Source organism: Delftia sp. WSY_22 (genome assembly GCF_043104185.1).
Classification (GTDB): Bacteria; Pseudomonadota; Gammaproteobacteria; order Burkholderiales; family Burkholderiaceae_C; genus Comamonas; species Comamonas tsuruhatensis.
In genome coordinates, this window is record NZ_JBICKN010000050.1 from 12432 (window position 1) to 31756 (window position 19325).

At 70.9% G+C, this 19325-nt stretch carries 14 protein-coding genes and 1 tRNA gene; 13 read left to right on the plus strand and 2 right to left on the minus strand.

The annotated features are described in order from the left end of the window. Positions 1-45: 45 nt before the first annotated feature. The 6 genes from ACF8NF_RS21945 to ACF8NF_RS21970 all read left to right on the plus strand — a co-directional run bounded on the left by ACF8NF_RS21945 (position 46) and on the right by ACF8NF_RS21970 (position 5895). Positions 46-675: a LemA protein gene (locus ACF8NF_RS21945; protein WP_392451275.1), complete on the plus strand. Its 630-nt coding sequence runs from the start codon at positions 46-48 to the stop codon at positions 673-675. Then, positions 672-2069, plus strand: coding sequence for a 16S rRNA (cytosine(967)-C(5))-methyltransferase RsmB (gene rsmB, locus ACF8NF_RS21950; RefSeq protein ID WP_047219498.1), 1398 nt, complete (start codon positions 672-674; stop codon positions 2067-2069). The genes ACF8NF_RS21945 and rsmB overlap by 4 nt, the downstream gene beginning before the upstream one ends. Further along, on the plus strand, positions 2014-2697 hold the full coding sequence (locus tag ACF8NF_RS21955) for a DUF4390 domain-containing protein (RefSeq protein ID WP_016450395.1): 684 nt from the start codon (positions 2014-2016) through the stop codon (positions 2695-2697). Before rsmB ends, ACF8NF_RS21955 begins: the two co-directional genes overlap by 56 nt. Beyond that, complete coding sequence (locus ACF8NF_RS21960; RefSeq protein ID WP_126313041.1) at positions 2694-5036, plus strand: ATP-binding protein; 2343 nt, start codon at positions 2694-2696, stop codon at positions 5034-5036. The genes ACF8NF_RS21955 and ACF8NF_RS21960 overlap by 4 nt, the downstream gene beginning before the upstream one ends. A gap of 42 nt (positions 5037-5078) precedes the next feature. Continuing rightward, positions 5079-5753, plus strand: a complete 675-nt coding sequence (locus ACF8NF_RS21965) for a response regulator (protein WP_016450397.1) — start codon at positions 5079-5081, stop codon at positions 5751-5753. A 66-nt stretch (positions 5754-5819) separates the two neighbouring features. Next, a tRNA-Phe gene (locus ACF8NF_RS21970) sits at positions 5820-5895 on the plus strand. A 97-nt stretch (positions 5896-5992) separates the two neighbouring features. On the opposite strand, the gene ACF8NF_RS21975 is transcribed toward ACF8NF_RS21970, so the two are convergent. Next, positions 5993-6322, minus strand: coding sequence for a cupin domain-containing protein (locus ACF8NF_RS21975; RefSeq protein WP_012202449.1), 330 nt, complete (start codon positions 6320-6322; stop codon positions 5993-5995). A gap of 119 nt (positions 6323-6441) precedes the next feature. Here ACF8NF_RS21975 and ACF8NF_RS21980 point away from each other — a divergent pair, with 119 nt between their 5' ends. The 6 genes from ACF8NF_RS21980 to recD all read left to right on the plus strand — a co-directional run bounded on the left by ACF8NF_RS21980 (position 6442) and on the right by recD (position 18147). After that, positions 6442-7638 (plus strand): NnrS family protein, encoded by a 1197-nt coding sequence (locus ACF8NF_RS21980; protein WP_392451276.1) that lies wholly within the window; start codon positions 6442-6444, stop codon positions 7636-7638. 13 nt (positions 7639-7651) lie between these two features. Next, positions 7652-8098 (plus strand): Rrf2 family transcriptional regulator, encoded by a 447-nt coding sequence (locus tag ACF8NF_RS21985; protein WP_046242191.1) that lies wholly within the window; start codon positions 7652-7654, stop codon positions 8096-8098. Then, on the plus strand, positions 8095-8547 hold the full coding sequence (locus ACF8NF_RS21990) for a hypothetical protein (protein WP_392451277.1): 453 nt from the start codon (positions 8095-8097) through the stop codon (positions 8545-8547). Before ACF8NF_RS21985 ends, ACF8NF_RS21990 begins: the two co-directional genes overlap by 4 nt. Positions 8548-8624: 77 nt before the next feature. After that, the gene (recC, locus tag ACF8NF_RS21995) at positions 8625-12149 is read left to right on the plus strand and encodes an exodeoxyribonuclease V subunit gamma (RefSeq protein WP_392451278.1); all 3525 of its coding nucleotides are present in this window, start codon (positions 8625-8627) and stop codon (positions 12147-12149) included. Continuing rightward, positions 12146-15970, plus strand: a complete 3825-nt coding sequence (recB, locus tag ACF8NF_RS22000; protein WP_392451279.1) for an exodeoxyribonuclease V subunit beta — start codon at positions 12146-12148, stop codon at positions 15968-15970. Before recC ends, recB begins: the two co-directional genes overlap by 4 nt. Next, positions 15967-18147 carry an exodeoxyribonuclease V subunit alpha gene (gene recD, locus ACF8NF_RS22005; protein ID WP_017406615.1) on the plus strand — a complete coding sequence of 727 codons (2181 nt, stop codon included), beginning with the start codon at positions 15967-15969 and terminating at the stop codon, positions 18145-18147. The genes recB and recD overlap by 4 nt, the downstream gene beginning before the upstream one ends. Positions 18148-18163: 16 nt before the next feature. Here recD and ACF8NF_RS22010 read toward each other — a convergent pair whose 3' ends face one another. After that, entirely contained in the window at positions 18164-18826 is a 663-nt protein-coding gene (locus tag ACF8NF_RS22010; RefSeq protein WP_016450404.1) for a glutathione S-transferase family protein, read from the minus strand. 116 nt (positions 18827-18942) lie between these two features. Here ACF8NF_RS22010 and ACF8NF_RS22015 point away from each other — a divergent pair, with 116 nt between their 5' ends. Next, positions 18943-19302: a hypothetical protein gene (locus ACF8NF_RS22015; RefSeq protein WP_016450405.1), complete on the plus strand. Its 360-nt coding sequence runs from the start codon at positions 18943-18945 to the stop codon at positions 19300-19302. Positions 19303-19325 lie beyond the last annotated feature (23 nt).

A 19325-nucleotide genomic window follows, 5' to 3' on the forward strand; every position in this document is an offset into this window, starting at 1 on the left:
ACCAGAGTTCGGCCGGACCAGCTTCCGGCCGGGCCATTGCAGACGATGTGGTCCTTGTCTCTTGAATGGATGCTGCTGGCACTGCTGGTGTTCTGGGCCGTCGGCGCATACAACCGGCTGGCCCGGCTGCGCAGCGGCTGCGTGCAGCAGTTCGGTACGCTCGATGCATACCTGGGCCAGTGGCATGCCATGCTGCAGGCCTTCGAGGCACAGCCCAAGGGCGAAGGCCAAAGCCCCGCCCTTGTGCATGCCCAGGCCGCGCTGCACCAGACCGCCGCGCAGTTGCAGGCGGCGCTGGTCGATGCCCGTGGCCGGCCGCTGCGCGAGAGCGCGCTGGCCTCGCTGGAGCATGCCTGCACGGCGCTGGAGGTGGCCTGGCAGGCCATGACCAAGGTCGCCGTTGACACCGGCGCCGGCGCCGCTGGCACTGGCACTGCGCCATCAGATGCCCCGTCGCCGGACCCCGATCCGCTGCAGCCCTGGCAGCAGCGCTGGACCGAGCACCAGGTGCGCAACCGCCTGGGACTGCAGCAATTCAACGCCGCGGCCGAGCGCTACAACGCCGCCATCGCGCAATATCCGGCCAGGCTGCTGGCCTGGCTGCTGGGCTTTCGCCCGGTGCGCAGCCTGCTGGTCGAACCTGCGCCCAGCAAGGTGCAGGAAAGTGGAACATGAACCAACGCACGCATTCTTCCCCGCGCCGCGCTGCGGCGCCCTCGCAGGCGCATGCCGCACCGGCCGCACCTCCTCTTTGGCAGCAGCTCGACGCCGTCGCCCAATGCCTGCAGGCCGTGCTCGAAGGCCAGTCCAGCCGCAGCGTGCTGGCGCGTGTGCCGCAGCCGCTGCGTCCCGGCGTGCAGGCCCTGCTGTTCCAGGTGCTGCGCCAACTGGGCCGTGCCCAGGCGCTGCAAAAGCAGTTGGCCTCGCGCAACCCGCCGCCGCGCGTCAGCGCATTGCTGAACACCGCCCTGGCCCTGGCTTGGGATGAATCTCGCGCGCCATACCCGCCGTTCACCCTGGTCAACCAGGCCGTGGAAGCGGCCAAGCAGGGGCCGACCCGCGCGCAGTCCGGCTTTGTCAACGCCTGCCTGCGCCGCTTTCTGCGCGAGCGCGATGCCCTGGTCGCCGCCACCGAAGCCCAGCCGCAGGCGGTCTGGAACCATCCCGCCTGGTGGATTGCCCGCCTGCGCAAGGACCATCCCGATCACTGGCAGGCCATCCTGCAGGCCAACAACGAGCAGCCTCCGATGACGCTGCGCGTCAATCGCCAAAGGGCAGACCGCGCGCAGTACCAGGCGGCGCTGCAGGCCATGGACGTGCCATCGCTTGCCGTGGCCGACAGCGGCCTGCAACTGCAGCAGGCCTTGCCCGTGCAATCCCTGCCGGGCTTCGATCAGGGCCTGGCCTCCGTGCAGGATGCGGCGGCGCAACTGGCCGCACCGCTGCTGCTGCAAGGGCTGGAGCAGCCCGCCGGCCGAGCGTTGCGGGTACTTGATGCCTGCGCCGCCCCCGGTGGCAAGACGGCCCACCTGCTGGAATACGCAGCGCCGCAGACCTTGCAGGTCACGGCGCTGGAGATAGACGCCGAGCGCGCCGCGCGCATCGAGGACACGCTGGGAAGGCTGCAGTTGCAGGCGCAAGTGGTCGTGGCCGATGCGTCCCAGCCTGCGCAGTGGTTCGAGGCGCAATGCGGTGGCCAGCTGTTCGACGCCATCTTGCTGGACGCGCCCTGCACGGCCTCGGGCATCGTGCGGCGCCAGCCCGACGTGCGCTGGCTGCGCCGCGAAAGCGATGTGCACCAGCTGGCCCAGATCCAGTCCCGGCTGCTCGACACCCTGTGGCCCCTGCTGCAGCCTGGCGGGCGCCTGCTGTACTGCACCTGCTCGGTCTTCAGGCAAGAGGGCGAGGCACAGGTTCAAGCGTTTGTTGCACGCAACAGTGAGGCGCGAACACTGCCGGCGCCGGGGCATTTAATCCCGGGCAAGGACTACAAAGCCGGCATGCTGGCTGACAATGCTTTGGGTGACCACGACGGCTTCTTCTACGCCTTGCTGCAAAAGACGCGCTGACCCCCGTCCCCGGACCAGGTCGCCAGCCTGGCTGCGCCTGCTGGCGCGGCTGGCCGGGGCACTTGTGCTGGCCGCCGTGCTGGCCGGCCTGGGCCTGCAGGCCAGGGCCGATGCGCTGACCGCCGAGATCGGATCCATGCAGCTCGAGCGCTCCGACGATGGTCTGCTGCTGTCCGCCAATCTCCAGTTCGAGTTGCCCTACCAGATCGACGACGCGCTGCGTCAGGGCATTCCCATGTACTTCGTGGCCGAGGCTCAGGTCCAGCGTGAGCGCTGGTACTGGTCCGATCAGCAACTGGCCACCGCCAGCCGCCACTACCGCCTCAGCCACCAGCCGCTGACACGCCGCTGGCGCCTGCACATCTCCAATACCCCCTTCTCCAGCGCCGGGCTGGGGCTGGCCCTGGGCCAGACCTTCGAGACCCTGGAAGATGCGCTGTCCTCCATGCGGCGCATCTCGCGCTGGAAAATCATGGACACGGCACCCACGCAGTCGGGTGTCTCGGTGCAGCTGCGCTTTCGCATCGACCTGTCCCAGCTGCCAAGGCCGTTGCAGATCGGTGCGCTGGGCCGCTCGGGCTGGAACCTGCAGCTGTCGCGCGCCCAGATGCTGGAAGACGCGCCATGAACCGGGACACCGACGCCGACGAACGCATGGCCCTGCCGGCCTCGGCCGGCCTGTCGCGCGGCACGCGCTGGGCCGTGGGCGTGGGCGCCGGTCTCATGGGGCTGGTCGGCGTGCTGCTGCTGTTCCTGCTGACCCTGGCCACCAACAACCGGCTGGACTACGAGCGCAACTACAACTGGCTGTTCGCCGCCAACGTGGTCGTGGCCGGTCTGCTGCTGGCCATCCTGGTCTGGGGCGGCATCCGCCTGGCCATACGCCTGCAGCGGGGGCGCTTCGGCAGCCGCCTGCTGCTCAAGCTGGCCGGCATCTTCACGCTGGTGGGACTGGTGCCGGGCCTGCTGATCTACATCGTTTCCTACCAGTTCGTCTCGCGCTCCATCGAGAGCTGGTTCGACGTGCAGGTCGAGGGTGCGCTGTCGGCAGGCGTGAGCCTGGCCAGCTCCACGCTGGAGACCGTGGCCAACGACATGGCCAACAACACGCGCACCGCAGGCGCCCAGCTGTCCCAGGTCTCCGATGCGGGCGCCGCGCTGATCCTGGAGCGCGTGCGCGACCAGCTGGGTGCCACCGATGTCGTGCTCTGGAGTGCGTCGGAGCTTGCCGTCATGGGGCCCTCGCAGACCACGCGCAGCGGCGACTTCCCGGGCCTGCGCGCCATCGCCAGCGCAGGCCAGTCGCGCTTCAACCTGCAGCCCGAACGCCCCAGCGCGCAAATGCTGCGCTCGCTGCGCGAGCAGCGCGCCGTGGCCAGCATCGAAGGACTGGACGACGACGGCACGGCCCAGCCGGGTGCCACAGCGCCGAATGCCCAGGTCCGCACGCTGGCCGTGGTTCCCAACCCCAGCGTGGGACTGCTGACCGAGCCGCGTTATTTGCAGGCCACCATTGCACTGCCGCAGGCGCTGGTGACCAACGCCCTTGCCGTGCAGGCCGCCAACCGCGAATACCAGGAACGCGCGCTGGCACGCGGCGGCCTGCAGCGCATGTACATAGGCACGCTCACGCTCAGCCTGTTCCTGGCGGTCTTCGGCGCCGTGGTGCTGGCCATCGTGCTGGGCAACCAGCTGGCCAGGCCGCTGCTGCTGCTGGCCCAGGGCATGCGCGACGTGGCGCGCGGCGACCTGCGGCCCAAGCCGGCGCTGCAGACGCGCGACGAGATCGGCGGGCTCACGCGCTCCTTCGCGCTCATGACCCAGCAACTGGCCGACGCGCGCGCCGAGGCCAACCGCAGCATGGGCCAGCTCGATGCCGCACGCGGCAACCTGCAGACCATCCTCGACAACCTCACATCGGGCGTCATCGTGCTGGACGCGCGGGGCGCCATCGTCCTGAGCAATCCCGGGGCCACGCGCATACTGCGCGCGCCCATGGCCGTCCATGAAGGACGGGCGCTGTCCCAGGTGCCGGGGCTGGAGCAGTTCGGCGAAGTCGTGCAGGAGCAGTTCGCGCTCTTCCTGGGCGAGCAGGGGCGCGATCGCTGGCAACTGGTGCATGAGCTGCATGCCTCCACCGATGGCGGCGTCATCCAGCACACCACCACCCTGGTCATGCGCGGTGCGGAACTGCCCGATGCGCAGCGGCTGCTGGTCTTCGACGACATCTCCGAGATCGTCTCGGCCCAGCGCGCCCAGGCCTGGGGCGAGGTCGCGCGCCGCGTGGCCCATGAGATCAAGAACCCGCTCACGCCCATCCAGCTGTCGGCCGAGCGCATGGCCATGCGGCTGACCGACAAGCTGCAGCCGGCTGACCAGGCGCTGCTGGCCAAGTCCGTCAAGACCATCGTCGATCAGGTCGGCGCCATGAAGCGCCTGGTCGATGAATTCCGCGACTACGCGCGCCTGCCTGCCGCCAATCTGCAGTCGCTGGACCTCAACGCGCTGGTGACCGACGTGCTGCAGCTGTACGGTGAAGAGAACGCCGAAGTGCGCGTGGAGTGTGTGCTGGACCCGCAATGCCCGCCGATTTCCGGCGATGGCCAGCAGCTGCGCCAGGTCATTCACAATCTTTTGCAGAATGCCCAGGACGCCACGGCCCAGCGTGCGCAGGAAAGCGGCCAGCCCCCCGGCCCCGTGACCATAGAGACGCGCTGGAATGAGTCCACGCGCCGCGTGCGCCTGAGCATCAGCGACAGCGGCACGGGCTTCGCGGCCAACATCCTTCAACGGGCCTTCGAGCCCTATGTCACGACCAAGGCGCGGGGCACCGGACTGGGCCTGGCCGTGGTCAAGAAAATCGCAGACGAGCATGGCGCCCGCATCGACCTGGGCAACAGGGACGACGGCGGGGTGATTCAAGGTGCGCAAGTGTCGCTATCATTTGCGCCTGAGCGTACAGGATAGGCCTGACGCCCCCCCGCGCCTCAGCACATAGGCTTAAGACACATGGCAAACATACTGGTGGTCGACGACGAACTGGGGATCCGGGATTTGTTGTCGGAAATCCTCAACGACGAAGGTCATAGTGTGGACGTGGCCGAGAACGCCGGCCAGGCGCGCACGGCGCGCGCCTCCAACACCTACGACCTCGTGCTGCTCGACATCTGGATGCCCGACACCGATGGCGTATCGCTGCTCAAGGAATGGGCCTCGGCGGGCCAGCTGACCATGCCGGTCATCATGATGAGCGGCCACGCCACCATCGAGACGGCGGTGGAGGCCACGCGCATCGGTGCGCTGTCCTTCCTGGAAAAGCCCATCACCATGCAGAAGCTGCTCAAGGCGGTGGAGCAGGGCCTGGCGCGCAATGCCGCCAGCCAGGCGCCGGCTGCAGCGCCTGCCGCAGTGGCCGAGCCCGCCGACATCGCAGCCGTCGTCACGCCTGCGGCCAGCCGTGTGCCGGTGGACAACAACGTGCCGCATGCACACCAGGGTTTCGATCTGGACCGCCCCCTGCGCGAGGCGCGCGACGGTTTCGAGAAGGCCTACTTCGAGTTCCACCTGGCGCGCGAAGGCGGCTCCATGACCCGCGTGGCCGAGAAGACCGGCCTGGAGCGCACCCACCTGTACCGCAAGCTGCGCCAGCTGGGCGTGGACCTGGGCCGCAACAAGCGCGGATAGACTTTTTGAAGGAATTTTGGCTTTTTCGTTTTTGGGTCAAAAAATCCTGCATATAATCTAGTTCTCGGCCCGGTAGCTCAGTCGGTAGAGCAGAGGATTGAAAATCCTTGTGTCGGCGGTTCGATTCCGTCCCAGGCCACCAGATACAGTGAAAAAGATTACGGACTGCTTCGCAAGAAGCAGTCCGTTTTTCTTTGTGCCTCAGGCAATGCGTGATCCTGCCTGTGCTGCGGCCGCGTTCAGTCGTTCGCGCCCGCAATCGTCACCAGCAGCACGCAGCCCTGGTCGCCGCGCGCGTGCACATCGTGCAGCTCGCCGGCAGGCACCAGCACCACCGAGCCGGCCACCAGCCGCAGGCTGGCCAGGCGCGTGGCAATGCCGGCCTCGCCCGCCAGGCAGTGGATGGTGGCCTCGCCGGGGACCTGATGGCTGGGCAGGGCATGGCCGGGCGGCAGCACCAGGCGCAGCAGCTGCAGCTTCGGCGTTCGGATCAGGCTGGTGCTGATGGGCATGCCGTCGCGGGCGTGCAGGGCGATGACCTCCAGTGGCTTTGCGTGTTCGAGTGCCATGCTTGGCTCCTGCTTGATATGGGTCAGAAGGTGGTTGCGCCGCCGCCTCGCCGGTGCACTTGAAGATGTACGCTGGATGCATCTTATGCAGGCGCAGCGGGCCGGAAGGAGTGCACATCATGGCGCAATGGATGGAGCTGGAGGAACCCCTGAGAACCCGGGAGCCGGCGCCGCAATGGACGGCATTCCTCGAATTGGGATTTCGGCCGCTGTACCTGCTTGGCTGCCTCTGGGCCGCGCTGTCGGTGGCGCTGTGGGTCCATGCTCCGCAGTGGATCGCGGGGCGCATGCCCGGCGTGTTCTGGCACGCGCACGAGATGCTGTGGGCCTTCGTGGCCACCATCGCCGTGGGCTTTCTGTTCACGGCAGGCAACAACTGGACAGGGCGCAATCCCCTGCAGGGCCGGGCATTGGGCGCGCTGTGCCTGCTATGGCTGGTGGCCCGCGCAGGCTTCTTGCTGCCGGGGCCGCAGGCCTTTGCGGTAGCCGCGCTGTGCGAGACCGCCTTCTTCGCCTGGGCCGCGCTGGCGCTGGGCCGCGCCATCCATGCCGCGCGCAGCCGGCGCAACTACGGGCTGCCCCTGTTGCTGGCGGGCCTGGGCGTGGCCGATGCGCTGTACCTGTGGTCCATCTGGCAAGGCGACTACGGCGCGCTCATGCAGCGCTTCAACGCAGGCCTGCTGTGCATGGCCGTGATTGCGCTGCTGATCGCGCGGCGCGTGATCCCCTTCTTCACCATGCGCGCCGTGTCCGGCCTGCAGATCCCCATGCACACGGCCAGCGGCCAGTGGCAACTGGGTGCGGGCGTGGTGGCCATCGCCTGCCTGCTGGCGGGCTGGTGGCCGGGCCTGGCCGCCGGCCTGGCCGTGGCGGGCCTGATCGCCCTGTGGCAGGTGCTGGCCTGGAAGCCCCAGGCCGTGCGCCGCGTGCCGCTGCTGTGGATTCTCTACCTGGGCCACGCGGCGCTGGGTGCGGGCCTGCTGGTGGCCGGCGCGCATGCGGCGGGATGGGTGCTGCGCCCCGCCTGGCCCGTGCATGTGATCGGTGCGGGCGGCTTTGCCCTGCTCATCATCGGCATGTGCACACGGACGTCGATGGGCCACCTGGGCCTGCCGCTGCGCACCGACCGCAGCATGGTCGCCGCCTATGCCCTGGTCATTGCCGCTGCCGTGCTGCGCCTGGCGGCCCTGCTGCCCACGGCGCTGTCGCTGGCGGCGCTGCATGCCTCGGCCGCTGCCTGGGTATTGGCCTTTGCGCTGTACCTGTGGCGTTTCGCCCCGCTGCTGGTGCGCCCGCGTGCCGACCGGCAGGCATGATCGCAGGCCTGCCATGCGCCTGACTCTGATGACCGACTACGCGCTGCGCCTGCTCATGCATGTGGCGCGCCACCCCGGGCGGCTGTGCACGATTGCCGAGATCGCCCAGGCCCATGCCATCTCCGAAGCCCATCTCATGAAGGTCACGCACCAGCTGGCGCTGCGCGGCTGGATCGTGACCGTGCGCGGCAAGGGCGGCGGCATGCGCCTAGCCCATGCGCCGGCCGACATCGGCCTGGGCGACGTGGTGCGCGGCATGGAGCCGGACCTTGCCATCGTCGAATGCTTCACGGGCACCAGCCCACCTGCCTGCACGCTTGCGCAGGACTGCCGGCTGGCCGGCGTGCTGGGCGGGGCGCTGGACAGCTTCCTGGCCCATCTGGACGGCTTCACGCTGGCCGATCTGCTGCCGGCTCCCGCATCCCTGCCGCTGCCCCTGCCGCACAGGAGGCGCGCATGAGCTACGGCCTGCTGCTGACCCTGCACCTGCTGGCTGCCATCGCCTTCGCGGGTACGGTGTTCTTTGAAGTGGTGCTGCTGGCCGGGGCGCGCCGCCACCTGCCCGCCATCGTGGCGCGCGCCACCGAGCAGGCGCTGGGCGACCGAGCGGTGGCCGTCATGCCCTGGGTGCTGCTGGTGCTGTACGGCGCGGGGCTGGGTCTGGGCTGGCAGCATCGCGCGGCACTGGCTGCAGCCTTTGCCGCTCCGCTGGCCAGCAGCTTCGGCCTGCTGCTGGGGCTCAAGATCGGGCTGGCGCTCAGCGTGTTCGGACATTTCCTGGCAGCCATGTGGTGGCGCCGGCGCGGTGTGCTGGGCGGGCGCCGCTCGCACCGCCTGCACCTGAGCGTGTTCTGCCACATGCTGGCTATCGTGCTGCTGGCCAAGGCCATGTTCTACCTGCATTGGTAATGGACCCGCGCGGTCCCGGCCCGTGTCAACCGCGTTAAGCTCGCTGCTCGCATGGCTTGGAGCACGGGAGCGCAGAGGTGGCATCGCATTGGCAGCCGGGCTTGATCGCCCTGCACGGTAATCAGACGGAGGTGCTGGCCGATACGGTGCTGGCATGGCTGGCTGCGCACCCGCTGGACGTGCTGGAGCCGGAGGTGGTGCTGGTGCAGAGCAACGGCATGGCCGAGTGGTTCAAGATGCGCATGGCCGAGCAGCTGGGCGTGTGCGCCGCCGCGCGCGTGGAACTGCCCGCGCGCTTTGTCTGGCGCAGCTACCGCCAGGTGCTGGGCCGCCAGGCCGTGCCGCGCGAATCGCCGCTGGACAAGACACCCATGACCTGGCGGCTCATGCGCCTGCTGCCGCAGTGCCTGCATCACCCGGCCTTCGCCCCCATTGCAGGCTTTCTGCGCCCCGGCGAGCCCGAGCGGCTGCTGCAGCTGGCCCAGCGCCTGGCCGACCTTTTCGACCAATACCAGATCTACCGCGCCGACTGGCTGGACGCCTGGGAGGCCGGGCATGACGTGCTGCCCATGCCCTTGCGCCCTGGTGTGGCGGACGCCTCGGTGCCCGAAGGCCAGCTGTGGCAGCCGCGCCTGTGGCGCGCCGTGCTGGCCGAGCTGGACGAGGACCAGCGCGGCGCCACGCGCGCGCGCCTGCAGGGCCGGGTGCTGGCCGCGCTGCAGTCCGGCGAGCCGCCGGCCGCGCCGCTGGCTCGCCGCGTGGTGGTGTTCGGCATCAGCCAGCTGCCGCTGAGCCTGCTGGAGTTCCTGGCCGCCATTGCCCGCCACAGCCAGGTGCTGCTGGCCGTGCCCAATCCCTGCCGTTTCCATTGGGCCGACGCCATCGACGGGCGCGAGCTGCTGCGCATGGCGCGGCGCCGCCAGCCGCTGCGCGGCGGCCGCGACCTGGCGCAGTTGCCGCTGGAGGCCATGCATGCCCACGCCCATCCGCTGCTGGCCGCCTGGGGCCGGCAAAGCCGCGACTATGTGCGCCAGCTCGACGCCTTCGACACCACGGGTGCCGCAGCCCAGCTGCAGATGCCGCGCGTGGACTTGTTCGACGAAACCGATGCCGAGGACCTGCGCACCGCGCCGCTGCTGGCCCAGGTGCAGCAGCGCATCCGCGACCTGGTGCCGCTGGCCGAGCACCCGCCGCTGGAGGTGGCGCGGGCCGACCGCTCCATCGTGTTCCACAGCGCGCACAGCGTGGTGCGCGAACTGGAGGTGCTGCACGATCAGCTGCTGCAGATGCTGGCCCGGCCACCGGATCCCGGGCAGCCGGGGCAGGCACCGCTGGCACCGCGTGACGTCGTAGTCATGCTGCCGTCCATAGAGACCGCCGCGCCCTCGATACGCGCCGTGTTCGGCCAGTACGGCAGGCATGATCCGCGCCACATTCCCTTTGACATTGCCGACCTGGGCGCACGCGCCAGCAGCCCGCTGGCCGTTGCCCTGCAATGGCTGCTGCGCCTGCCGCAGCAGCGCTGCCGGCTCAGCGAGCTGTGCGACCTGCTGGACGTCCCAGCGATTGCCGCGCGTATGGGTCTGGCGGCCGACGACCTGCCCCAGCTCACGCGCTGGATGGCCGGGGCCGGCATCCGCTGGGGACTCAATGCGCCGCAGCGCGGCGCCCTGGGCCTGCAGGCCTGCGGCGAGCACAACAGCGCCTGGTTCGGCCTGCAGCGCATGCTGCTGGGCTATGCCAGCGGCGTGGCGCAGGACGGCCAGGCCTTCGGCGGCATCGAGCCCTATGACGAGGTGGGCGGCCTGTCGGCCGAGCTGGCCGGCGTGCTGGCCGCGCTGCTGGAGCGCATGCTGGCGTGGTGGCGCGAGGCCGAGCAGCCCGCCATGCCTGAGGCCTGGGCGCAGCGCTTTCGCGCGCTGCTGCAGGACTTCTTCAAGGCGCAGGACGATGAGGACGAGGCCATGCTGGCCGCACTGGACGCCGCCCTCACGGACTGGCAGCGCGCCTGCGAGCAGGCCGGCTATGCGCAGGCCGTGGAACTGGGCGTGGCCCAGGAGGCCTGGATGCAGGCGCTGGAGCAGCCCTCGCTGTCGCAGCGCTTTCGGGCCGGTGGCGTGACCTTTTGCACGCTGATGCCCATGCGGGCCATTCCCTTCGAGGTGGTCTGCCTGCTGGGCATGAACGATGGCGACTATCCGCGCCGCGCCACGCGCAGCGACTTCGACCTGATGGCGCTGCCCGGCCAGCAGCGCCCCGGCGACCGCGCGCGCCGCGACGATGACCGCCAGCTCATGCTCGAAGCCCTGCTGTCCGCGCGCCGCGCGCTCTACATCAGCTGGACTGGCCACCATGTGCGCGACAACAGCGAGCAGCCGCCCTCGGTCCTGGTCTCCCAGCTGCGCGACTACCTGGAGGCCGGCTGGCGCGGCGAAGGCGGCCAGCCGCTGCTGGCGCAGCGCACGCAGCAGCACCCGCTGCAGCCCTTCAGCCGCCGCTATTTCGAAGAAGGTTCGCCCTGGACCACGTATGCGCGCGAATGGCGGGCCGCGCATGCGCAGTCTGACGGCGCGGACGCGTTGCCTGCGCTGCCCGCGCAGTCGCGCCCGCCCTTTGTCCCCGACGCCTCGGCGCCGCTGACGCTGGCCCGGCTCACCGATTTCCTGCGCCACCCGGCGCGCGCCTACCTGCGCCAGCGCCTGCAGGTGCGCTTCGAGCAGGAGGACAACCCCGTGGTGGACGAGGAGCTGTTCCAGCTCGACGGCCTGACCGAATACTTGCTGGTGCAGCAGTTGCAGCAGCAGGTGGCGGCCGGCCTGGACGAGCCCGGGCAGGCGCCCCAGGCCATGGAAGACAGCGTGCGCGCCGCCGTCGCGCGCCTCACGCGCTCGGGGCGGCTGCCTCTGGCGGGGCTGGGCGCGCGCGGCGCGCGGGCGCTGCAGTCCTCGGTCACGCCTTCGCTGCGGGCCTGGCGCCAGCAACTGGATCGGTATGCCCATCCCGCGCCGCGCAGGCGGCTGCTGATCGAGGACGATGGCCTGGTGTTCGACGACTGGATCGACGGGCTGCGCCAGTCCTGCGAAACCGAAGAGTCCCCCGATGCGGACGACGCACAGTGCTGGCTGCTGCTGGACCCGCGCAACCTGCTCAATGCCAAGGGCCGGCCCCATGCCGACAAGCTCATGCCGGTCTACCTGCGCAGCCTGGCGCTGGCCGCCAGCGGCTCGCAGGCCGAGTTGCGCGTGGTGGCGCGCGACGGCCTGGTGCAGGTCCTGCCCATGGACCCCTCCGACGCGCTGGCACGGCTGCGTGCATTGATGGCCCTGTGGCGCGAAGGCCAGAACGGCCCGCTGCCTTTGCCGCTGCGCAGCGGCCTGGCCATGGCCGAAGGCTTTCCCGCTGCGGCACAGCAGGCCTATGAGGGCGGCCATCTGGTCAGCGGCGAAGGCGAGGACCCGTCCTGGGCACGCTGCTATCCCGATTTCGAGGCCTTGGTCGCCGATGGGCGCTTCGAGGCCCTGGCCCATGCCGTCCACGCGCCGCTGCTCGACTGGGTGGCCGCGCAGGTGCAGGTCCAGCCCTACCAGGCGGATGCACCATGAGCACCAGCGAAGTGACCGGCGGCGTGACCAGCCATGTGCTCGACGCACAGCGTTTTCCGCTGTGGGGCAGCCGCCTGATCGAGGCCAGCGCCGGCACCGGCAAGACCTGGACCATCGCTGCGCTCTACCTGCGCCTGGTGCTGGGGCATGGCGAGGGCAGCCTGGACGGCATCAGCAGTACGGCCTTCGAGCGGCCGCTGATGCCGCCCGACATCCTCGTCATGACCTTCACGCGCGCGGCCACGCGCGAGCTGTCCGACCGCATACGCAAGCGCCTGATCGAGGCCGTGCAGTGCTTTCGCGGCGAGGCCGAACCTGCGCCCCACGACGGCTTCCTGCACGCGCTGCGCGAGGCCTACCCTGAAGGCGCGGCCCGCGAGCGCGCGGCCTGGCGCCTGGCCATGGCGGCCGAATGCATGGACGACGCGGCCATCCACACCATCGACGCCTGGTGCCAGCGCATGCTGCGCGAGCATGCCTTCGACAGCGGCAACCTCTTCGACGAAACGCTGGAGCCTGACGAAAGCCAGCGACAGACCGAGGCCGCGCAGGACTACTGGCGCCAGCAGTGCTACCCGCTGTCCGACGAACTGCTGGACGAGGCCCTGAAGATCTGGCCCCACGTCGATGCCCTGGTCGAAGACATGCGTGCCCTGCTGCGCGAGCCCCCCGTGCCCGGTGCGGGCGAGGGCAGCCTGGCCGACTGCCTGCAGCGCGCCATGGAACAGCGCCGCAGCCGCCTGCTGGCCCTGGCGGCCGGCTGGGACGACAAGGCCCAGCGCCTGCAGCTGTGGCTGGATGGACAGCTCGACGGCCATGGCGCACTGTGGGACAAGCGCAAGCTGCAGCCCGCGCGCTACACCGGCTGGCTGGCCGCGCTGGCCGACTGGTCGCGCGCCCCGCTGGACGGTCCGCTGGCGCTGACCGAGGCCGCGCGCCACCGCCTCAGCCCCGAAGGCCTGGCCGAGGCCTTCAAGGGGGCGGCCGGCGATGTGCTCATGCCGCTGGAGCTGGCCGAGCTGCAGGCGCTGCTGGTGCAGCTGGAGCAATTGCCGCCCGTCAGCGTGGCCGTGCGCCTGCATGCGGCCGCGCGCGTGGCGCAGCGGCTGGCTCACCTCAAGCGCCAGGCCGGCAGCTTCGGCTTTGCCGACATGCTGCAGCGCCTGGACACGGCCCTGGCCGGCGACAACGGTGCCGTGCTGCGTGAGCGCATCCTGGCCCAGTACCCGGTGGCGCTGATCGATGAATTCCAGGACACCTCGCCGCTGCAGTACCGCCTGTTCGACCAGATCTACCGCACCGCGGCCAACGACCCGCACAGCGCCCTGCTGCTTATCGGCGACCCCAAGCAGTCCATCTACGGCTTTCGCGGCGCCGACATCCACAGCTACCTGCAGGCGCGCCGCGCCACCGAGGGGCGCCACTACGTGCTGGGCACCAACTACCGCTCCACCCAGGCGCTGGTGGGCGCCGTCAACCATTGGTTCGCGCAGGCCGAGCAGCGCCCGGGCGAGGGCGCCTTCATGTTCCGGCGCGGCAGCCACAACCCGCTGCCGTTCGAGCCCGTGGCCGCCCAGGGGCGCAGCGAGCAACTGCACACGCGCGACGGCGCCATGCCCGCCCTCACCGTGGCCTGGAGCGCGGGCCGTGACGAGGACACCGGCATCCCCCTGCCTTTGTCGGCCGACGAGGTACGGCGGCGCTTTGCGGCCCATTGCGCCGAGCAGATCGTGCAGTGGCTGGCCGACCCGCAGGCCGGCTTTGTGCAGCCCGATGGCCGCCTTGTGCGCCTGCGGCCCGCCGACATCGCCGTGCTGGTGCGCACGGGCCGAGAGGCGGCCACCGTGCGCCGCGAACTGCAGGCGCGCGCCGTGGCCTCGGTCTACCTGTCGGACCAGGATTCGGTGTTTGCCAGCGACGAGGCCCATGACCTGCTGTACTGGCTGCGCGCCGTTGCCGCGCCGCTGGACGCCCAGGCCGTGCGCGCGGGCCTGGCCACGCGGCTCATCGGCCTGTCGCTGGACGAGCTGGCCTGGCTGGCCGCCGACGAGGAAGCCTTTGACGCGCGCAGCGAGCAGCTGCGCGAACTGCACAGCATCTGGCTGCGCCTGGGCGTGCTGGCCATGCTCCGCCAGACCCTGTACCGCCTGGACCTGCCCGCGCGCTGGCTGCAGGACCCGGCCCTGGGTGGCGAGCGGCGCCTGACCAACTACCTGCACCTGGCCGAGCTGCTGCAGACCGCCAGCGCCCAGCTGGAGGGCGAGCAGGCCCTGATCCGCTGGCTGGCCACCCAGATCGAGGCGCCGGGCAGCGGCAGCGAAGAGCAGGTGGTGCGCCTGGAAAGCGATGCCGACCTGGTCAAGATCGTCACCGTGCACAAGAGCAAGGGCCTGGAGTACCCGCTGGTCTGCCTGCCGTTCGCGGGCAGCTTCCGCCCCATGGAGCGGGCCAGGACGCCGTTCCTGACCCTGTCCGCGCAGGAGGGGGTGGAAGACGATGCCGCCCCGGCCCGCAGGCTGCTGCTGGACTTCAGCGACGAGGATCTGGCCCTGGCCGACCGCGAGCGGCTGCGCGAGGACCTGCGCCTGTTCTATGTGGCGCTCACCCGCCCGCGCCATGCGCTGTGGCTGGGCCTGGCCCCGCTCAGGCGCGGCAACGGCAAGGCCTGCGTGAACGAGCAGGGCGCCGCCGGCTACCTGCTGGGCGGTACCGAGCCGCGCTCGGCCCAGGGCTGGCTTGACGGCCTGCGACAGCTGTGCGGAGAAGACCCGCACATGGCCTGGCGCGATCTGGACGCCGAGCCGCTGCAGCGCACGCGCTGGCAGCCGCCGGACGCTGCCACGCCGCTGCACGATGCCCGGCCCTACGACGCACGCTTCGACACGCGCTGGGGCATCGGCAGCTTCTCTGCCCTGGTGCGTGCCATGGCCGCGCCCAGCCTGCCCGTGCTGCCCGTGGCCGTGCAACGCCCGGCCGAGGATGAGCAGGCGCTGGAGCCTCCGCCATCGCCGGAACTGGCGGACATCGCCGGCCTGGCGGGCCTGCAGCCCCTGCAGGATGGACCGGCCGGCGGGCCTGCGGTCTGGCACCGCTTTCTGCGCGGCCCCGTGGTCGGCAACTTCGTGCACGACCAGCTTGAATGGCTGGGCGGCGAAGACTTTGCCCTGCCCGTGGACGGCCAGGGTGCGCTCGCTGATTGCCTGGTGCGCCGCTGCGAGCGCGCGGGCCGGGGCGAGCAGGCGCGCGACCTGCTGGCCTGGCTCACGGCCGTGGTCCACCAGCCGCTGGCGCCGCTGGATGTCACGCTGGCCACGCTGGGCCCGCAACTGTCGGAGATGGAGTTCTGGCTGCCCGCGCGCCAGCTGCCGGCCGAGCGCATCGACCAGCTGTGCCGGCGCTTCATCCTGCCGGGGCAGGAGCGGCCCGCGCTGCCCCAGCGCTCGCTGCACGGCATGCTCATGGGCTTTGCCGACCTGGTGTTCTGCCACGAGGGCCGCTACTGGGTGCTCGACTACAAGAGCAACCACCTGGGCCCGGACGGCGCCGCCTACGGCCAGGAGGCCCTGGCGCGCGCCATGCTCCACCACCGCTACGACGTGCAGGCCGCCCTCTACCTGCTGGCCCTGCACCGGCTGCTGCGCAGCCGGCTGGGCACGGCCTACGAGCCGCAGCGCCAGCTGGGCGGCGCGCTGTACTACTTTCTGCGCGGCATCGATGGCCCGGCCGGTGGCATGCATGCCATGGCGCCCGAGCTGCCCTTGCTCGATGCGCTCGATGAACTGCTCGGTCCCGGCCGCGCCAACGCGGAGGAACTGCCATGAGCCCGCGCCCCCGTTCGCGCACCGTCGATACGGCCACGCTGGACCTGTTCGATGAACCGCCGGGCGACGACTCGCCGGGCGACGCATCGCTGGGCGGCAAACCGCTGGGCGGCAAACCGCCGGGCGCCGTGCCGCCAGGCACCAATGAAGTGCTGGCCCTGCTGCGCCGCTGGGCCGACGCGGGCCTGCTGCGCCGGCTGGATGCGGCGCTGGCCTCCTTCGTCGCCGGGCAGGATGCGCAGGCTGGGCCCGCCTTGCTGGTGGCCGCCGCACTGCTGGCGCAGATGGAGGGGCGCGGCCACAGCTGCCTGCCCCTGGCGCCGCTGGCCGGCAACCCCAACGACGTGCTTGCCTGGCCCGCCGAGGCGCTGCCCGCGCAGCAGGCCCTGTGGCAGATGCTGCCTGCGCGCCTGTCCGGCTGGGTTGCGGCGCTGAGCGCCAGCCCCGTGGTGCGCGTGGTGCACGGGGAGCAGGTAGATGGACAGGATGGCAGCGAGGACCTCGGCCAGCCCCTGGTGCTGGCCGGCGCAGACGGCCCCGCGCCGCTGCTGTACCTGCGCCGCTACTGGGACTACGAACGCGCCGTGGCCGCCCACGTCATCCAGCGCACGGCGGCGCAGGCCGTGGCCGGCCAGCCGCTGGACGAAGCCCTGGCCCGCCACTGGCTGGACCGCCTGTTCCCGCCTGCGGCGGACGGTGGCGCCGTGGACTGGCAGAAGCTGGCCTGCGCGCTGGCGCTGCGCGGCCGGCTGTCGGTGATCACGGGCGGCCCCGGCACCGGCAAGACCTATACCGCCGCACGGCTGCTGGCCCTGCTGTTTGCCACGGCGCCCGATGCCGGCCAGTTGCGCGTGGCCCTGGCCGCCCCCACGGGCAAGGCGGCTGCGCGGCTGAAGCAATCGATCGACGGGGCCTTGCTGCAATTGCAGGGCAGCATGGGCGGCGAGATCGACCTGGCGGGCCTGGTGCAGCGCATGGGTGCGGCGCGCACCCTGCACTCCATGCTGGGCGCGCGGCCCGATACGCGGCACTGGGGATTCCATGCAGGGCGGCAGCTGGACGTTGACGTGCTCATCGTCGATGAGGCCTCCATGGTCCACCTGGAGATGATGGCGGCGCTGCTGGAGGCACTGCCGGCCGGCGCCCGCCTGGTGCTGCTGGGCGACAAGGACCAACTGGCTTCGGTGGAGGCGGGCGCCGTGCTGGGCGACCTGTGCCGCGATGCCCAGGCCGGGCGCTACCTGCCCGACACGCTGGACTACGCACTGCGCGTGGCGGGCCAGCGGCTGCCGCCGCAGTTCGCGGCGCCCGACGGCGATCGTGCGCCAGCGCTGGCGCAGCACACCGTCATGCTGCGCGAGAGCCGGCGCTTCGGCGGCCCCATCGGCCAGCTGGCACACGCCGTGAATGCCGGTGAGGCGGTGAAGGCCCAGGCCCTGCTCGATGCCGGCACGCAAGCCGGCGCCGGTTCCGAGCTGTGGGAACGCCATGGCGGCGGCGTGCACGCCGTGACCGAACTGGCCGTGCACGGGCGCGGCGGTCTTGCCAGCTATGACCTCTATGCCCAGGCGCTGCAGGGCCGGCCGGATGCGGCCGGCGCCGACGAGGCAGCGCACCGCGCCTGGGTGGTCGCTGTGCTGCAGGCCTTCGAGCGCTTCCGGTTGCTGTGCGCCGTGCGCGAGGGGGACTGGGGCGTGTCCGGCCTCAACCGCGCGGTGGAGCAGGCCCTGGATGCGCAGGGCGTGATCCGCCGGGGCGGCGAATGGTATGCGGGCCGTCCCGTCATGGTCACGCGCAACGACGCGCAGCTGGGCGTGTTCAACGGCGACATCGGCATTGCGCTGCCGGGAGCGCACCAGGGGCAGCCAGGGCAACTGCTGCGCGTCTACTTCCTGCAGGGCGACGAATTGCGCTCGGTCGGCGTCAGCCGCATGGCCCATGTGGAGACCGCCTTCGCCATGACGGTGCACAAAAGCCAGGGCTCGGAGTTCGAGCACACCGCCCTGGTGCTGCCCTCGCGCGGCGGCAGCGTGCTGGGGCGCGAGCTGGTCTACACCGGCATCACGCGCGCCCGCCAGGCCTTCTCGCTGTTCTCCGAGGTGCCGGGCCTGCTGGCCTCGGCCGTTGGCAGCCCCACGCAGCGCGCCAGCGGGCTGCTGCGCTGGCTGCAGGAGTGAGTGAAGGCCCCGCGCCTCAGGCCGGGGTCTTGTCGCTGGCGTAGCGGGCCATCATCAGCGCCGTATTGGTCTTGCGGTCGGCATTGACCTGCTGCACCGTGGGCCGCTCGGCCATGCGTGCCAGGTACTCGCGCACGGGCAGGTCGGCCAGAACGTCGCGGCCGCCAACGATCTTGCTGGCCGCGCTGACCAGGGGCAGGTGGACGATGGCGCAGCAGTCGGCCAGCGTGAAGCTGTCGCCCGCCACAAAGGGTGAGAAACGCGCGAGTTTGGCGAAGGCCGCCACGTTCTTGTCGAGCTGGGCCAGCGTGCGCTCCCGGGTGGAGTCGCTGACCTGGCCGCCGAAGAAGGCCTGCGGGTAGAGGATGCGCGCCACCAGCTCCAGGTGCAGGTCCAGGTACACGCACAGCTCGCGCACCTTGGCGGCCTCGAAGGCGTCGGCCGGCAGCAGGGCCGGCGAGGGCGACAGCGTCTCCACGTACTCGACCATGGCGGCCGACTCGCACAGACCCCGGCCGTCGTCGATGCGCAGGTAGGGCACCTTGCCCAGCGGAGAAAGCGCCATGTCGGTCTCTCCCAGCCAGGCCAGTTCCTCGTTGAAGGGCAGCTGCTTTTCCAGCAGGGCCAGCTTGACCTTGTTGTAGTAGTTGCTGGCCGCGAATCCGCACAGGGTGAGCATGGGTGTCTCCTAGGGTGTTGGTGAGGGCTGGGGGATGCGCCTGCGATGGTAGGGGCGGGCAGGGCCTGGCGGGGTCACGGACATGACGTCCTGGGGCAGACCCCTAGAATGACGCCATGCCGCTTCGCCTGCCCTCCACCTTGGCTGCCTGCGCCCGCTGGGCGCTGGGCCTGTGGCTGTGCGTGGCGCTGGCATCGGCGTTTGCGCCGCTGGCGCGCGCCTCGGGCTGGGAGCGCCTGTGCTCGGCCGCTGGCGAATCGGTCTGGGTGCCCTCGCCGGCCGGTCAGGACGATGCCCTTGCCGGCAGCCACGGCATCGACTGCCCGCTGTGCCTGCCCCCGCTGGCGCCGCCGCCCGCCCGGTGCAGTGCGGCCCCGGCACCGCTGGTGGCAGATGCGCAGCCACGGGCGCACCCGGCCTCCGTCCACAGCGTGGCCATGCCGGCCCTGCCCCAGGCCCGCGCCCCGCCCCGGTGACTCCCGGATTCACTCCCGCTTCC

Bases quoted from the DNA above. Each gene is read 5' to 3' on its own strand.
- ACF8NF_RS21945 (WP_392451275.1), top strand. From the start codon at position 46: ATGTGGTCCTTGTCTCTTGAATGGATGCTGCTGGCACTGCTGGTGTTC.
- rsmB (WP_047219498.1), top strand. From the start codon at position 672: ATGAACCAACGCACGCATTCTTCCCCGCGCCGCGCTGCGGCGCCCTCG.
- ACF8NF_RS21955 (WP_016450395.1), top strand. From the start codon at position 2,014: ATGCTTTGGGTGACCACGACGGCTTCTTCTACGCCTTGCTGCAAAAGA.
- ACF8NF_RS21960 (WP_126313041.1), top strand. From the start codon at position 2,694: ATGAACCGGGACACCGACGCCGACGAACGCATGGCCCTGCCGGCCTCG.
- ACF8NF_RS21965 (WP_016450397.1), top strand. From the start codon at position 5,079: ATGGCAAACATACTGGTGGTCGACGACGAACTGGGGATCCGGGATTTG.
- ACF8NF_RS21975 (WP_012202449.1), bottom strand. From the start codon at position 6,322: ATGGCACTCGAACACGCAAAGCCACTGGAGGTCATCGCCCTGCACGCC.
- ACF8NF_RS21980 (WP_392451276.1), top strand. From the start codon at position 6,442: ATGGCGCAATGGATGGAGCTGGAGGAACCCCTGAGAACCCGGGAGCCG.
- ACF8NF_RS21985 (WP_046242191.1), top strand. From the start codon at position 7,652: ATGCGCCTGACTCTGATGACCGACTACGCGCTGCGCCTGCTCATGCAT.
- ACF8NF_RS21990 (WP_392451277.1), top strand. From the start codon at position 8,095: ATGAGCTACGGCCTGCTGCTGACCCTGCACCTGCTGGCTGCCATCGCC.
- recB (WP_392451279.1), top strand. From the start codon at position 12,146: ATGAGCACCAGCGAAGTGACCGGCGGCGTGACCAGCCATGTGCTCGAC.
- recD (WP_017406615.1), top strand. From the start codon at position 15,967: ATGAGCCCGCGCCCCCGTTCGCGCACCGTCGATACGGCCACGCTGGAC.
- ACF8NF_RS22010 (WP_016450404.1), bottom strand. From the start codon at position 18,826: ATGCTCACCCTGTGCGGATTCGCGGCCAGCAACTACTACAACAAGGTC.
- ACF8NF_RS22015 (WP_016450405.1), top strand. From the start codon at position 18,943: ATGCCGCTTCGCCTGCCCTCCACCTTGGCTGCCTGCGCCCGCTGGGCG.